Genomic DNA, 13,704 nt, shown 5'->3' on the forward strand with positions numbered 1-13,704 from the left:
AGGCCCGGGTCGCGACGTGCCTGCGCGTCGCGACCCGGGCCTCCCGTCCGTCTGCGCCGGGGGCGCCGGTGGTGACGTGTCAGACGGAGCGAGCGAGCAGGAAGTCGTTGATGCGCGTCGTGAGCTCGGCGTCGACGGGGCGGTCCTCGCCGTCGACGGCGCGGACCGGCGCCGCCTGCCGGACGCTCGAGACGAGCCAGAGCGCGTCGGCGGCGCGCAGGTCATCGAGCGTGACGAGCTCGTAGGCGGTCTCCATGCCCTGCTCCTCGGCGAAGCGGAAGACGTCGGCCTGCGTGGTGCCGTCGAGGATGCCGACGTCGGTGCGCGGCGTGACGAGGCGGTCGCCGACGCGCATGACCAGGTTCGCCCGCGTTCCCTCGAGCACGTAGCCGTCGGTGGAGACGAACAGGGCGTCGTCGGCGCCGCGGCGGACGGCCTCGCGCAGGGCGGCCATGTTGATGCCGTAGGACAGCGTCTTCGCGCCCTGCAGCAGCCACGGCGAGGTGCGCTCGACGTCGTGCCGGTACCCGCGGTCGAGCAGCACGACCGAGATGCCCTCGGTGCGGGCACGGGTGGAGTCCGGCGACGGCGCGGCGTAGACCCAGCCCGTCGGGCGGTCGGTGCCCTCGACACCACGGGTCATGACGGTCTTCACGAAGGCCTCGCGGACCGGGTCGAGCCGGGCGCACGCGGCCTCGACCGCCTGGCGCCAGACGTCGGTGTCGGGTGCGGGCAGGTCGAGCTTCGCCGCCGAACGGCCGAAGCGGGCGAGGTGCGGCTCGAGCGCCTGCGGGTGTCCGTCGACGACCGTGATCGTCTCGAAGACGCCGTCACCGCGCGTGGCGCCGAGGTCCTGCACCTGCAGGTGCTCCTCGAGCGGCTCCACCCAGGTGTACGCGTCGGCGTCCGGGTCGTGCGGCGCGGCGTCGCGGGAGGGCTGGTTCAGGACGGCGAGCACGGTGTCGGTCATGCCTCCATCCAACCGCAGCTCAGCTGGCGTCGGGCAGGGCACCCATGAGCTTCCACACCGCGGGGGTGAGCTCCGGGTGCTGCAGCGCGATCCGGCGCAGGCGGTGGTACTCCTCGCCGAGGGCCGTGCCCTGCCCCGACGCCGGGTGCGCCGACCACTGCGCGTTCCGCTTGCCGATCGCGTCGTCGAGGTCGACCGCGTCCGCGCGGAGGATGAGCACGACCTGCTCGTCGACGGTCGGCAGCGTCGGCATGAACTCCCACGGGTCCTCGCCCTGGCGGCTGCGGTGCTCGACGAGCATCGAGATCTCCTCGGCGGCCTCGGCACGCAGCACTTCGAGGCTGCGCCCCGTCCTGCGGGACTCAGCCACGGTGCCCCCACAGCACGCCTGCCATGCAACGAGCGTACGACACTTCGTCGGCCACACTGGACGGGTGACCCTGCGCGACGAGAGCAAGTCCCAGCACCCACGAGTGGTGGTCGTCTACCTGCTGCGCGACGGCGCCGCCGGCTCGGAGGTCCTGCTCGGCGAGAAACGCCGCGGCCTCGGCACGGGCCGCCTGGTCGGCCCCGGCGGCAAGCGCGAGCCCGGCGAGACGGCGGTCGAGACCGCCGTGCGCGAGGTGGCGGAGGAGGTCGGCCTGCGGGTCGAAGCCGCTAACCTGGAGGCCCGTGGCACGTTGGACTACCGGTTCCCGTTCCGGCCGTCCTGGTCCCAGGTCTCGGACGTGTTCGTCTGCCGCCGCTGGCAGGGGGAGCCGTCGGGGTCCGACGAGCTCGAGCCGCGGTGGATCCCCGTGGACGCCGTCCCGTACGACGCCATGTGGGACGACGCGCGGTACTGGTTGCCGGGCGTGCTCGACGGCGGGAGCGTGCGGGCACGGTTCACCTTCGCCGAGGACGACGCGACGGTCGCCGGCTTCACCGGGACCGGTGTCGGCCCGGGGGCGGACGACTAGCGCGGCTGCTGCGTGCGGGTGCTGCCGGTGCGTGCCTCTTCGGCGGCGGCGATGACCTCGGCGTCGCCGCTCCGGCCGCCCAGGGGCCGCACGAAGAAGTCGATGATGCCGAACACGATCGCCCCGACCATCGCGAACATCGCCCACCCGACGAAGAGCCCAGCGGTGTTGCGGCCGTCGGAGGGGGCGAGCACGATGCTGGCCACGTAGAACCCGACCGTCAGCACGAGGAACACGACGACGACGGCGACGAGGACGCGGTGCCAGGTGATGCGGGGCTTCATGCCGTCCAGGATACGCGGCGCCGCGGGGGTCCAGCTTCCTGGTTCCGCCGCCTGTGCCCGCCGCCTGTGCCCGTTGCCCGTGCCGCGCGTTCCGTCCCACCGCGTGGAGCGTTCTGTCCCGTCGCGCGGAGTGTTCCGTCCCGTCGCGTGGAGCGTTCAGTCCCACCGTGCGGAGCGCTCTGTCCCGTCGCGTGGAGCGTTCTGTCCCGTCGCGTGCAGCGTTCAGTCCCACCACGTGGAGCGTTTCGTCCCATCGCGCGCGGAATGGGAAGCGGATCCGCGCGTGAGGAGTCGGAAGGAACGGCCTCCTACGCGCGGATCGACCGACCACGCGCGGAACGACCTCCGACGCGCAGGGCGACACCGCGGCGGAGGGCACGCGTGCGCGCGGAAGGTGCGTGCGCATCGAGCGACGATCCACGTGTGGATCGACCGGTGCCCTGTCGCAGCATGCACACGCAGACGGTGCGTGCGCATGCTGCGACGGACTACGTGTCGATCGACCGGTGCTCCGTCGGAGCATGCACACGCAGACGGCGCGTGCGCATCGTGTGACGGTCCACGCGTCGACCCGTGCCCCGTCGTGACATGCGTACGCCCGCACGCAGCGCGCCCGCTCGGTCAGCGGTCGGCGTGCCGTCCGTGCCGCTGGCCGTCCGTCGCGTCGGACCGGACGGGCGCGTCGGACCGGGCCGTGGTCCGGGGAGTCTCCGTGCGCGGGACGGGACGTGTGCGTGGACCGGTCCCCGCGCCTCCCGACCGCTGCTGCGGACCGGAGCGATCGCCGGACCGGACCACGGGGATGCGGCCGGTCGGGGTGGTCTCGACCTCGAGTCCGTCGCGGCCACCGGTGAAGACGTCACCGCCGGTGCGTTCGTCCTCCCAGCCGTCGTCCTGGTCGAGGATGCTCAGCGTGCCGGTCTCGGTGGACTCCAGGCCGTGGCGGGCGAGCTCGGCGTCGCGCTGCTTCCCGAGGAACTCGCGGTTGGCGGTGTTGGCGTCCTGGAACATGGTCGTGCGGCCCTGGACGATCGCGCGGATGCGGCGGCGCTCCCACCACTGCTTGCCGAAGTACATGAGCACGAGCCCGGCGAGCGCGTAGCAGCCCATCGTGATGAGCCCGCGCGCCGGACCGGGGCCGACGCCGTAGACCTGGTGCTTGATCATGTCGACCATGCTCGAACCGACGACGACGTTGTTCAGCCAGGCGAAGGGCTCGGGCATGAACCACTTCGGGTAGGCGCCGCCCGAGGACGGCATCGACAAGAAGACGAAGCAGATCATCGCCGGGGCGGCGATGAACCGGCCGACGAAGTAGCTCAGCCCGTTGACGGCCAGGCCGATGGCGACGATCCAGCCCCACGCGATGAGGACGAGTTCGATCCAGTGGCCGTGGATGGCGCCGACGACCGGACCCGCGAGGGTGTTCGTGATGACCGAGATCACGAGACCGCCGACGACGATGACCGTCATGCGGGTGCGGTGGCGCAGCGGGCCGCCCATGATGCCGATGAACATCGCGACCATGTACCCGCCGATGCACCACGCGAGCATGACGTACATCGGGACCGTGCCGTACTCGTCCCACGCGGGCAGCGGGGCGAGCTCGGTGACCTTCGGGGTCGCGGCGCCGATGCCGGTCAGCACCGCTGTGAGCGTCGCCGGCACCAGGCTCGCGACCTGGAACTGGTGCGCGCTCGCCTTGAAGAACTCGTTCGTGGCGGGGTCGTAGGCCACGGACATCGACCCGGCGAGCACGTCGCGCTTCGCCGCGGCGAGGGAGTCGTAGGTGTGGAAGACGAACTCGCCGGGCAGGGCCTTCTGCACGGCGGCGACGAGCGTCGGGTCGCTGCCGATGAGCGCGACGGGGACGTCGTGCGGGTGCGGTGCGTGGAAGGCGAAGACGTAGCAGAGGCAGAAGCCGACGATGAAGAACAGCGGCATCCAGAGCTGCAGCCCGATGAGCTGCAGCGAGGGATGCAGGGTGGCGTACCAGCGGCGGTAGGCGCTGTGCTGCTGCGGCTCGGGCACCGGAGCCTGCCGACGGGGAGCCTGCCGGGTCGTCCCGGCGACCTTCGCCCCGCGGCGCGGCTTCGTCCCGCGGGCCGAGGGGCGGGTGGTCCGCTGCTTCGCAACGGACGGCGTCCGCGACCCACCACCCCGGTCCGGGGTCTCGTCGGTCCTGGGGACGTCGTTCCGCGGCGTGCTCACTCGGCGCTGTGCTCCTGGTCTCGGTCGGAGCGCCAGGATACGCCCGGACCCCTCAGGACCGACTGCGGGATGCCTGCGCGGAGTCCATCGCGAGTTCCTCGGCGTCCAGGGTCACGAGCACGCGGCGCATGACCTCCTCGTCGAGGTTCCCCTTCTCGCGTTCCTCGAGCACGATCTCGCGGCGACGGTCGAGCAGCTCGCGACGGATGTCCTGGATCTGCGCGCCCCGCAGCCGGGCCGGTGCGTTGCGCTCCTCGTCCTCGTCTTCCTCGGCGTCGCGGCGGAAGGTCTCGGCCTGCCGCTCCAACCGCGCCTTCAACCGGGTGACGACGGAGTCGACGGCCTCGGACCCGTACTGCTTCGACCAGCTGCTCCGGCGTCGCTCGAGCAGGTCGATCGCCGCCTCGGTCGTGCGCTGGTTCAGGCGCATCTCGCTGCGGACGTCCTCGTCGTCCTCGTCGGGGTCCTGCACCTTGAGCGCCCGGATGACGAACGGCAGCGTCAGGCCCTGCAGCAGCAGCGTGCCGACGGTGACCACGAAGGCGATCACGAAGATGGTGTCCTGCGCCTTGATGTCGACCGGGTTGGCGACGACCGACACCGCGGCGGCGAGCGTCACCACCCCGCGCATGCCCGTCCACGAGATCACGGTGAGTTCGCGCCAGTTCAGCTTCGGTTCGGCGGTACCGCGCATCCACCGCAGTGACGGGTGCCCGCGCGACAGTCGGATGCGCAGCGGTCGGAGCCACCGCCCGTTGAACCGGTTGCGCACGTACGACTCGAAGATGAAGAGCGGGCGCACCAGGATCACCACGACGAGCACGACCGCGGCGGCGGTCAGGGTCTGCGCCAGGCTCCGCTCGCTCTTGACGAGGTCCTGCACGACGGTGTTGAGCTGCAGGCCGATGAGCGCGAAGACGAAGCCCTCGAGGATGACGTCGATGCTCGTCCACAGCGGACGTTCCTGCAGGCGGGTCGCGTAGCCCTCCTTCGGCGAGTTGTAGCCGATGTAGAGGCCGGCGGTGACGACCGCGATGACGCCGGAGCCGGACAGGTGCTCGGCGAGGATGTAGGCGACGAACGGCAGCAGGATGCTCATGATCGTCTCGACGACCGGGTCGTTGATGCGCATCCGGATCCAGTGCACGAGGACACCGAGCACGCCGCCGACCACCAGGCCGACCCCGATCGCGAGCCCGAAGATGCCGAGGTCCTGCCAGATGGTGAGCGAGGTGCCCGCGGCGATGAGGGTGAACACGCGCACCAGGGTGAGCGAGGCGGCGTCGTTGATGAGGCTCTCGCCGGACAGCACGGTCATCACCCGTCGGGGGAGTCCGAGCTTGCGACCGATGGACGCCGCGGACACCGCGTCCGGCGGGGCGACGATGGCGCCGAGCAGGATCGCGGCGGGCCAGTCCATGTCGGGGATGATGATGTACGCCGCCAGCCCGACCGCGAGCGCGGTGAGGATGACGAGGAAGATGCCGAGTCGCCGGATCTGCTTGATCGACTTCCGGAAGCTCTGCCACGACACGTCGAGGGCGGCCGAGTACAGCAGCGGCGGCAGGATCACCGTGAGGATCACCTCGGAGTCGATCTCCATCGCCGGCAGCCCGGGGATGAACGACGCGGCCAGTGCCACGGCCGTCACGAGCAGGGGAGCGGGGAGTCCCTTCGCTCTCGCGAAGCCGGTCACCGCGAGCGATCCGATCAGCAGGATGAGGAGCTCGACGGTGTCCATGCCGTCCATTCTTCCATCGGCATGGTTCCGAAACTGAACGAGTGTGAAGGCCGGGTGAACAGGAGGTTGCCGACAGGGTTTGCCTCAGGGCGGTCTGACTGGGACACTGGCCCGCGGTGGACATCACACTCATAGTCGTCCTGGTCATCGCGTTGGCCCTCTTCTTCGACTTCACAAACGGTTTTCACGACACCGCCAACGCGATGGCGACCCCGATCGCGACCGGGGCCATGAAGCCCAAGGTCGCGGTCACCGTCGCCGCGGTGCTCAACCTCGTCGGTGCGTTCCTCAGCACCGCCGTGGCGACCTCGATCTCGCACGGCCTGATCAACGAGGGCCCCGGCGGCGTCGCGATCTCACCGGAGATGATCTTCGCGGGCCTCATCGGCGCGGTCGTGTGGAACATGATCACGTGGCTGCGCGGGCTGCCCTCGTCGTCGTCGCACGCGCTCTTCGGCGGGCTCATCGGCGCAGCGATCGTCGGGGCCGGGTTCCAGTCGGTGAACTACGTCGCGCTGCTGACCGTCGTCATCATCCCGGCGTTCGCGTCGCCCGTGATCGCGTCGCTCGTGTCGTTCCTGTCGACGCGGATCGCCTACCGGATCACGAAGCGCCCGGTGTTCCCGAACGAGCGCGGCGGCTTCCGCATCGGCCAGGTCTTCACCTCGTCGATGGTGTCGCTCGCGCACGGGACGAACGACGCGCAGAAGACGATGGGCGTCATCACGCTGACCCTCATCGCCTCGGGTGCGCAGTCGTCGAACCAGGGCGTGCAGTTCTGGGTCGTCGTGGCGTGTGCGCTCGCGATCGCCCTCGGCACGTACACCGGCGGGTGGCGCATCATCCGCACGCTCGGTTCCGGCATCACCGAGATCCGCGCGACGCAGGGCTTCGCCGCCGAGGCCTCGACCGCCGCCACGATCCTGGCGTCGAGCCACCTCGGCTTCGCGCTGTCCACCACCCAGGTGTCGTCCGGCTCGATCATCGGTGCGGGCCTCGGCCGCCGCGGCTCGAAGATCCAGTGGTCCACCGCCGGCAAGATCGTCATCGCCTGGTTCATCACGCTGCCGGCCGCCGCGGCCGTCGGCGCCGTGGCCTCGGGCATCGCACGCCTCGGCGTCGTCGGACTCGTCATCGACGCGGTCGTCGGTGCCGCGGTCATCCTCGGGCTGTACCTCTGGTCGCTGCGGAAGCCGCACGAGCAGGCATCGGCCATCGAGGTCGACGTCGCCGCGAACGCGGTGTACACCCGCAAGGAGCTGCGCGACCTGCAGCGCAAGAAGCGCGCGGACGCGGTCGCCGCCCGCCGCGCCGAGCTCAGCCGCGAGCGCACCCTGCGCCGGATGGCCGCACGCAAGGGAGGCCGACGCTGATGGGCATCGCGCTTGATGGACGCCGTTTCGCATTCCTCACGGTGGGAGCTCGCTGATGGGCATCGACTGGTTCGCATTCCTCACGGTGGCGCTCGTCGCGGTCGTCTCCGCGTGCTTCGTCGTCGCGGTCTACTCGGTCGGGCTCCGGCTCTGGAGCGCCGCCGACACCACGGCGGGGAAGTTCACCGTGAAGGACGACGGCACGATCGGCCCGGCCACCGTCGGCTTCCCGAACCCGGCCGGCGCCTCGGCGAAGGTCCGCGCCCTGCGGGCCCTGGCGATCGCGTGCTTCGTGGTGTGCGGCGCGGCCGTGCTGTACGGCATCTACCTCATCGTCCCGCAGTTCCACTGACGTCCGGGGCGCCGCCGGGGCACGGGCACCGGGGGCGCGCTTCGTGAGCAGAAGATGTCGGGTCAGGACCGGCGACCCGACATCTTCTGCTCACCAAGCGCCCGCGCCGAGCGACCGCCCGCCCGCGCCGAGCGCCCGAGCGCGCCCGCGCCGAGCGCCCGAGCGCGCCCGCCCCTTGTGCACACCCCGCCCCCCCGGTCCCGGACCGGCCGGACGGATCGGACTACCCTCGGAGCCGTGACCGGCAACGACGCATCCCAGGCCCCCGACCACACGACGACCCGCACCGAGAGTGACTCGCTGGGCTCGCGGGAGGTCCCGAAGGACGTCTACTGGGGCATCAACACGCTCCGGGCGCTGGAGAACTTCCCGATCACCTCGGTGCCGATCGCGGTGTACCCGGACCTCATCGAGGCGCTCGTCACCGTGAAGCAGGCCGCGGCCCGCGCGAACCGTGCGATCGGCGTGCTCGACGAGGAGCGTGCCGACGCGATCGACCGTGCCGCGCAGGAGGTACGGGACGGAGCGCTCCGCGACCAGTTCGTCGTCGACGTCGTGCAGGGCGGGGCCGGCACGAGCACGAACATGAACACGAACGAGGTGCTCGCGAACCGGGCGCTCGAGCTCCTCGGGCGGGAGCGGGGCGACTACGCGTACCTGCACCCGATCGACCACGTGAACCGCAGCCAGTCGACGAACGACACGTACCCGACGAGCATCAAGATCGCGATGATCTTCGGCGTGCGGCGGCTCATCGTGCAGCTCGAGGAGCTCTCGGCCGCGTTCGCGGAGCGGGGCAACGCGTTCGCCGACGTGCTCAAGGTCGGCCGGACGCAGCTGCAGGACGCCGTGCCGATGACGCTCGGCCAGGAGTTCACGGGGTTCTCGCACACCATCCAGGAGGACGCCGTCATGCTCCGGAAGGTCGTGCCGCTGCTCGCCGAGATGAACCTCGGGGCGACGGCGATCGGCACCGGCATCACGGCCGACCCGCTGTACCGTGACGAGGTCCGCCGGCAGCTGCAGGAGGCCAGCGGCATCGACGTCGTGACGGCGCCCGACCTCATCGAGGCGACGAGCGACGCGGGCGCGTTCATGACGCTGTCCGGCACGGTGAAGCGCAGCGCGGCGAAGCTCTCGAAGATCTGCAACGACCTGCGGCTGCTGTCGTCCGGTCCGCAGGCCGGCCTCGGCGAGATCACCCTGCCGGCGCGCCAGGCCGGGTCGTCGATCATGCCGGGCAAGGTGAACCCGGTGATCCCCGAGGTCGTCAACCAGATCGCCTACGCGGTCGCCGGTGCCGACACGACGGTCACCATGGCGGCGGAGAGCGGGCAGCTGCAGCTCAACGCGTTCGAGCCGATCATCGCGCACTCGATCCTGCAGTCGCTGCAGTGGATGGCCCGAGGGTGTGCGACGCTCCGCGAGCACTGCGTCACCGGCATCGAGGCGAACGAGGCCCGGCTCGCCGCGCAGGTGGACACGAACGTCGGGGTCGTGACCGCGCTCACCCCGTACATCGGGTACGCGGCCGCAGCGTCGATCGCCCACACGGCGCTGACGACCGCGACGCCGATCTCGACGCTGGTGGTGGCCGCGGGGCTGATGGACGAGGACCAAGTGCAGCGGGTCCTCAGCCCCGCGCGGCTGTCCGGCATCGAGCTGGCGACCGGTGCGATCCCGGTCATCACCGAGGAGATGCTCGACGCCGAGGCGCGCAAGCGCTGACGCACCGGCCCCGGCCCCGGCCCGGACCCGATCCGGGGGTCAGGGCAGCGGTGGCTCGCCCGCTCGGACCTGCTGCGCCATCGCACGGAGGTGCTGCTCGCCAGCGTCCGGCTCGTGCCCCGCGTCGTCGGCGACCCGAGCCGCCTCGGTCCGCACCTGCTTCGCGGCCGCGATGTCCGCGTCCCGCCAGCGCGCGAGCGTGAAGTTCCGGGTGACGTCGCGGAGCGGCAGGCGGATCGACTCGTCGGCCTCGATGCCGGCGAGCAGCTGCCGCATCCGGATCACCTCGGAGTCGAGTTCGCCGCCGACGACGAGCACGAAGTTCGAGATGTACAGGTAGACGAGCAGCAGGATCGCCCCGCCGAGCCACCCGTACGCCCGGTTGCCGCCGCCGAGGGTCTCGACGTAGACGGCGAAGCCGAGCGTCGCGAGCGCCCACGTGCCGATCGCGAAGGCGGCGCCGGCGGACACCCAGCGCAACCGCGGCGTCTTGACGTTCGGGGTCGCGTAGTAGAGCACGGCGAGCATGACGACGAGGTCGGCGGCGAGCACCGGCCACTTCGCCACGTTCCACACGTCGTCGATCCACGGCGCCCACTCGAGCTGCCGGACCAGCGCCGCCGCGATCGTCGGCGTGCCGAGCAGGATGACGATCGCGATCGCGCCGCCCACCATGACGAGCAGGGTGACGAACAGCATCATGCTGCGGAACTTCCAGATCCGGCGCCCCTCCTCGACCTCGTAGGCGGTGTTCATCGCCCGGCCGAAGGCGGTCGCGTACCCGGACAGCGACCAGAGCGTCAGGACGAGGCCGATGGTGAACCCGAGCCACGGGTTGTCCAGCGTGAGCAGCTGACGGAGCGGTCCCTCGAGGTGCTCGGCGGTCTCCGGTCGCACGATGAAGCCGAGGACCTCGACGACGTCGGCCAGGCTGTCGCCCTGCCGGTCGACGACGGACAGCGCGGACACCACGGCGAGCGCGCTCGGGAACACCGTCAGCAACGCGAAGAACGTCAGCGAGGCGGCCGCGTCCACGACGCGGTGGCGGATCACCGAGTGGTAGGTACGCCGGACGACGGCGCGGACACCGGTCCGCGCGAGATCGCGCGACGCGCTGTCCGGCATGCGTCGTACGGTACCCGACACCTGACGGACGGGAGGCGCGGGGCGCGCCCGCCACGTGCCTCCCGTCCGGCCGCCGGTCGTGCCCGACAGCCGCTGCCGTCCTGTCCGCGGGAGCGACACCGTCCCGCCACTGTTCGCCGTCCCTGCCACGAAGGCGACAGGTGTCCGCGGAAGGTCCGCGCAGAACTGTCGCTTTCGCGAAACAGCACCGCGCGGGGCGGAACCGCGCGGAACCGCAGGGCGGCGACTCAGTTCGCGTGCGGGTGCAGGGCGTCGTAGCGGCGGAAGGACGGCACCAGCCGGAGCAGCAGCGCGACGAGCGCGACGATGAGCACGCCGCCGGTGATCGGCGGCCAGGCGATGCCCGCGGCGACGACCAGGCCGGCGTACAGGTCCCCGAGCCGCGGACCCCCGGTGACCACGACGACGAAGATGCCCTGCAGCCGCCCGCGCATGCCGTCCGGCGACGCCGCCTGCAGGATCGTGTTCCGGAACACCGAGCTGACGTTGTCGGCGCCGCCCGCGAGTGCGAGGAAGAGCGCCGCCGCCCCGAGCGCCGGCAGGATGCCGACCGAGAACGTCTCGCCCGACCGGCCACCGAGCGCGTGCGCCAGCGCGATGACCACACCGAACGCCGCGATCGCGCCGCCGTACGCGGTGATCGCCCAGCCGACCGCCTCGCCCTGGCGGCGCACGTGCCCGAGCGGGCCGGAGAACACGCTCGACAGCAGCGCGCCGATCGCGTACGCCGCCGTGAGCGTGCCGACCGTGATGGCACCGCCGCCGATGACGAGCGCGCCGATCGCGGGGAAGAGCACGCGGGGCTGCCCGAACGTCATCGCGACGATGTCGAGCACGAACGTCATCGTGATGTTCTTCGACCGGCGCAGGAACCTCGCGCCCTCGACGAGCGAGCCGAGCCCGGGGCGGAGCGCGCCGTGGTCGGCGGCCATCCGCGGCAGGGTGAAGACCCCGAGGAAGGCGAAGGTGAACAGCACGACGTCGATCGTGTACGTCGGGGCGAAGCCGACGCTGGCGATGAGGACGCCGGCGACCGCGGGGCCGATCGTGACCTGGAACCCCGAGGCGATGCCGCCGAGGGCGCTCGCCGCGGGCAGCAGGTCGGTGCCGACGAGCCGGGGCACGATCGCCGAGCGTGACGCGCCGCTGACCGTCGCGGCGACGGCGTTCACGGTGGCGAGCACGTAGAGCAGGACGACGCTGTGCAGCCCGAGCCACGCGTGGGTGGCGATCAGGGCGACAGCGACCCACGCGATGATCGCGGACACGAGTGCGACGGTGCGGCGGTCGAAGGCGTCGGCGAGCATCCCGCCGTACAGGCCGGCGACGATCATCGGCAGCAGGGCGATGACGCCGACGAGCGCGACGGCGAAGGTGGAGTGCGTGATCTCGTAGACCTCGAGACCGACGGCCACGGTGGTCATCTGGGTGCCGATGCCCGCGACGGCGGTCCCCGCCCAGAGTCGGGCGAAGGCGGGGGAGCGGCGGAGCGGGGTGAGGTCGGCGAACAGGCGGCGGCGCGGCGGTGCGGGAGTGGGTCGTGTCACGGTGGAACCATTCTGCTGGTTGCACGCCGGTTCCGGTGGCTCTGGTTGACTTGCGGGCATGACTGACCTCAACAGCAAGCCCGAGTTCGACGCTCCCGAGGGCCCGGCCCCCACCGAACTCGTCATCACCGACATCGTCGAGGGCGACGGCGACGTGGCGAGCGCCGGGTCGACCGTGAAGGTCCACTACGCCGGCGTCGAGTACGAGTCCGGCGAGGAGTTCGACAGCTCCTGGAACCGCGGCGAGCCGATCGACTTCCCGCTCGCGGCCCTGGTGCGCGGCTGGCAGGAGGGCATCCCCGGCATGAAGGTCGGCGGACGCCGCAAGCTCGTCGTCCCGCCGGAGCTCGCCTACGGTCCCGCCGGCGGCGGGCACTTCCTGTCCGGCAAGACCCTGATCTTCGTCATCGACCTGCTCGGGGTGCGCTGATGCAGGTCGGCGCCCCGACCATCGAGCTGAACGACGGGCACCGGTTCCCGGAGCTCGGCCTCGGCACGTACGGCCTGAACGGCGACGAGGGTGCCGCGGCCGTCGGCACCGCGATCGCGAGCGGCTACCGGCTGCTCGACACCGCCCTGAACTACGGCAACGAGGACGCCGTCGGTCGCGCCGTCCGCGAGGCCGAGGTGGCGCGCGAGGACCTCGTCGTCACGTCGAAGCTCCCCGGCCGGCACCACGGCTACGACGAGGCGCACCGGTCGATCGACGAGACCCTCGGCAACCTGGGCCTCGACTCCGTCGACCTGTACCTGATCCACTGGCCGAACCCCTCGGTGGACAAGTTCGTCGACACCTGGAAGGCGTTCGTCGACCTCCGTGACAGCGGCAAGGTCCGCTCGATCGGCGTTTCGAACTTCACGCCGGAGCACCTCCGTCGCATCGTCGACGCCACCGGGGTCGCCCCGGCCGTGAACCAGGTCGAGCTGCACCCGTACTTCCCGCAGGCCGAACTGCGGAAGGTCCACCAGGAGCTCGGCATCGTGACCGAGAGCTGGAGCCCGCTGGCGAAGCGCTCGGAGCTGCTCACCGAGCAGCCGATCGTCGACGCCGCCGCTGCCCACGGCGTCGCGCCGGGTCAGGTCGTGCTCCGCTGGCACGTGCAGATCGGTGCGGTCCCGGTCCCGAAGTCGGGCGACGCCGCCCGCCAGCGGGAGAACCTCGACGTCTTCGGCTTCGAGCTGACCGACGACGAGGTGCGGGCGATCTCCGCGCTCGAGCGCGGACGGCTCTGGGACGGCGACCCGGACACGCACGAAGAGATGTAGCGGCTCGCTCGCCGGAACCAGGTTCCGAACACGGCACCGTGGAGATCCGCGGTGCTGTGCCCGGAACGCGGTGTTCGACGGGCGGAACCGGGTTCCGGACGGGAGGCGCGTGGCGGGTCCGCCACGC

The 13,704-nt window shown here is 71.4% G+C and carries 13 protein-coding genes; 6 read left to right on the plus strand and 7 right to left on the minus strand.

What is annotated here, in order from left to right; genetic code table 11:
- Positions 1 to 79 precede the first annotated feature (79 nt).
- A complete protein-coding gene (locus DEI99_RS05945) occupies positions 80 to 970 on the minus strand; it encodes an aminodeoxychorismate lyase (RefSeq protein WP_111040645.1) in 891 nt (296 codons plus the stop codon).
- Between the two features lie 19 nt (positions 971 to 989).
- Positions 990 to 1,340 carry a tryptophan synthase subunit alpha gene (locus tag DEI99_RS05950; protein WP_071257513.1) on the minus strand — a complete coding sequence of 117 codons (351 nt, stop codon included), beginning with the start codon at positions 1,338 to 1,340 and terminating at the stop codon, positions 990 to 992.
- Between the two features lie 64 nt (positions 1,341 to 1,404).
- Between DEI99_RS05950 and DEI99_RS05955 the strand changes: the two genes are divergently transcribed.
- Positions 1,405 to 1,929, plus strand: a complete 525-nt coding sequence (locus DEI99_RS05955) for an 8-oxo-dGTP diphosphatase (protein ID WP_181434328.1) — start codon at positions 1,405 to 1,407, stop codon at positions 1,927 to 1,929.
- Here the strand turns inward: DEI99_RS05955 and DEI99_RS05960 are convergent.
- The 3 genes from DEI99_RS05960 to DEI99_RS05970 all read right to left on the minus strand — a co-directional run bounded on the left by DEI99_RS05960 (position 1,926) and on the right by DEI99_RS05970 (position 6,165).
- Entirely contained in the window at positions 1,926 to 2,213 is a 288-nt protein-coding gene (locus DEI99_RS05960) for a hypothetical protein (protein WP_111040643.1), read from the minus strand. The genes DEI99_RS05955 and DEI99_RS05960 overlap by 4 nt on opposite strands.
- A gap of 621 nt (positions 2,214 to 2,834) precedes the next feature.
- Positions 2,835 to 4,424 carry a hypothetical protein gene (locus DEI99_RS05965; RefSeq protein WP_111040642.1) on the minus strand — a complete coding sequence of 530 codons (1,590 nt, stop codon included), beginning with the start codon at positions 4,422 to 4,424 and terminating at the stop codon, positions 2,835 to 2,837.
- A 52-nt stretch (positions 4,425 to 4,476) separates the two neighbouring features.
- A complete protein-coding gene (locus tag DEI99_RS05970; RefSeq protein WP_111040702.1) occupies positions 4,477 to 6,165 on the minus strand; it encodes a cation:proton antiporter in 1,689 nt (562 codons plus the stop codon).
- Positions 6,166 to 6,281: 116 nt separating this feature from the next.
- Here DEI99_RS05970 and DEI99_RS05975 point away from each other — a divergent pair, with 116 nt between their 5' ends.
- The 3 genes from DEI99_RS05975 to DEI99_RS05985 all read left to right on the plus strand — a co-directional run bounded on the left by DEI99_RS05975 (position 6,282) and on the right by DEI99_RS05985 (position 9,618).
- Entirely contained in the window at positions 6,282 to 7,538 is a 1,257-nt protein-coding gene (locus tag DEI99_RS05975) for an inorganic phosphate transporter (RefSeq protein WP_111040641.1), read from the plus strand.
- 55 nt (positions 7,539 to 7,593) lie between these two features.
- Complete coding sequence (locus DEI99_RS05980; protein WP_071257521.1) at positions 7,594 to 7,890, plus strand: hypothetical protein; 297 nt, start codon at positions 7,594 to 7,596, stop codon at positions 7,888 to 7,890.
- Between the two features lie 237 nt (positions 7,891 to 8,127).
- Positions 8,128 to 9,618, plus strand: coding sequence for an aspartate ammonia-lyase (locus tag DEI99_RS05985; protein WP_111042146.1), 1,491 nt, complete (start codon positions 8,128 to 8,130; stop codon positions 9,616 to 9,618).
- A 39-nt stretch (positions 9,619 to 9,657) separates the two neighbouring features.
- Here the strand turns inward: DEI99_RS05985 and DEI99_RS05990 are convergent, their stop codons facing one another.
- Both DEI99_RS05990 and DEI99_RS05995 read right to left on the minus strand, forming a co-directional pair.
- Positions 9,658 to 10,743, minus strand: a complete 1,086-nt coding sequence (locus DEI99_RS05990; protein ID WP_111042147.1) for a YihY/virulence factor BrkB family protein — start codon at positions 10,741 to 10,743, stop codon at positions 9,658 to 9,660.
- A gap of 248 nt (positions 10,744 to 10,991) precedes the next feature.
- A complete protein-coding gene (locus DEI99_RS05995) occupies positions 10,992 to 12,311 on the minus strand; it encodes an MFS transporter (protein ID WP_111042148.1) in 1,320 nt (439 codons plus the stop codon).
- 58 nt (positions 12,312 to 12,369) lie between these two features.
- On the opposite strand from DEI99_RS05995, the gene DEI99_RS06000 reads away from it, so the two are divergent.
- Entirely contained in the window at positions 12,370 to 12,741 is a 372-nt protein-coding gene (locus tag DEI99_RS06000; protein ID WP_071257535.1) for an FKBP-type peptidyl-prolyl cis-trans isomerase, read from the plus strand.
- Positions 12,741 to 13,577, plus strand: a complete 837-nt coding sequence (locus tag DEI99_RS06005; RefSeq protein ID WP_111042149.1) for an aldo/keto reductase — start codon at positions 12,741 to 12,743, stop codon at positions 13,575 to 13,577. The genes DEI99_RS06000 and DEI99_RS06005 overlap by 1 nt, the downstream gene beginning before the upstream one ends.
- Positions 13,578 to 13,704: the final 127 nt, after the last annotated feature.

This window comes from Curtobacterium sp. MCLR17_036 (assembly GCF_003234445.2).
In the GTDB taxonomy this organism is placed as follows: Bacteria; Actinomycetota; Actinomycetes; order Actinomycetales; family Microbacteriaceae; genus Curtobacterium.

Bases quoted from the DNA above. Each gene is read 5' to 3' on its own strand.
- DEI99_RS05945 (WP_111040645.1), bottom strand. From the start codon at position 970: ATGACCGACACCGTGCTCGCCGTCCTGAACCAGCCCTCCCGCGACGCC.
- DEI99_RS05960 (WP_111040643.1), bottom strand. From the start codon at position 2,213: ATGAAGCCCCGCATCACCTGGCACCGCGTCCTCGTCGCCGTCGTCGTC.
- DEI99_RS05970 (WP_111040702.1), bottom strand. From the start codon at position 6,165: ATGGACACCGTCGAGCTCCTCATCCTGCTGATCGGATCGCTCGCGGTG.
- DEI99_RS05980 (WP_071257521.1), top strand. From the start codon at position 7,594: ATGGGCATCGACTGGTTCGCATTCCTCACGGTGGCGCTCGTCGCGGTC.
- DEI99_RS05990 (WP_111042147.1), bottom strand. From the start codon at position 10,743: ATGCCGGACAGCGCGTCGCGCGATCTCGCGCGGACCGGTGTCCGCGCC.
- DEI99_RS06000 (WP_071257535.1), top strand. From the start codon at position 12,370: ATGACTGACCTCAACAGCAAGCCCGAGTTCGACGCTCCCGAGGGCCCG.
- DEI99_RS06005 (WP_111042149.1), top strand. From the start codon at position 12,741: ATGCAGGTCGGCGCCCCGACCATCGAGCTGAACGACGGGCACCGGTTC.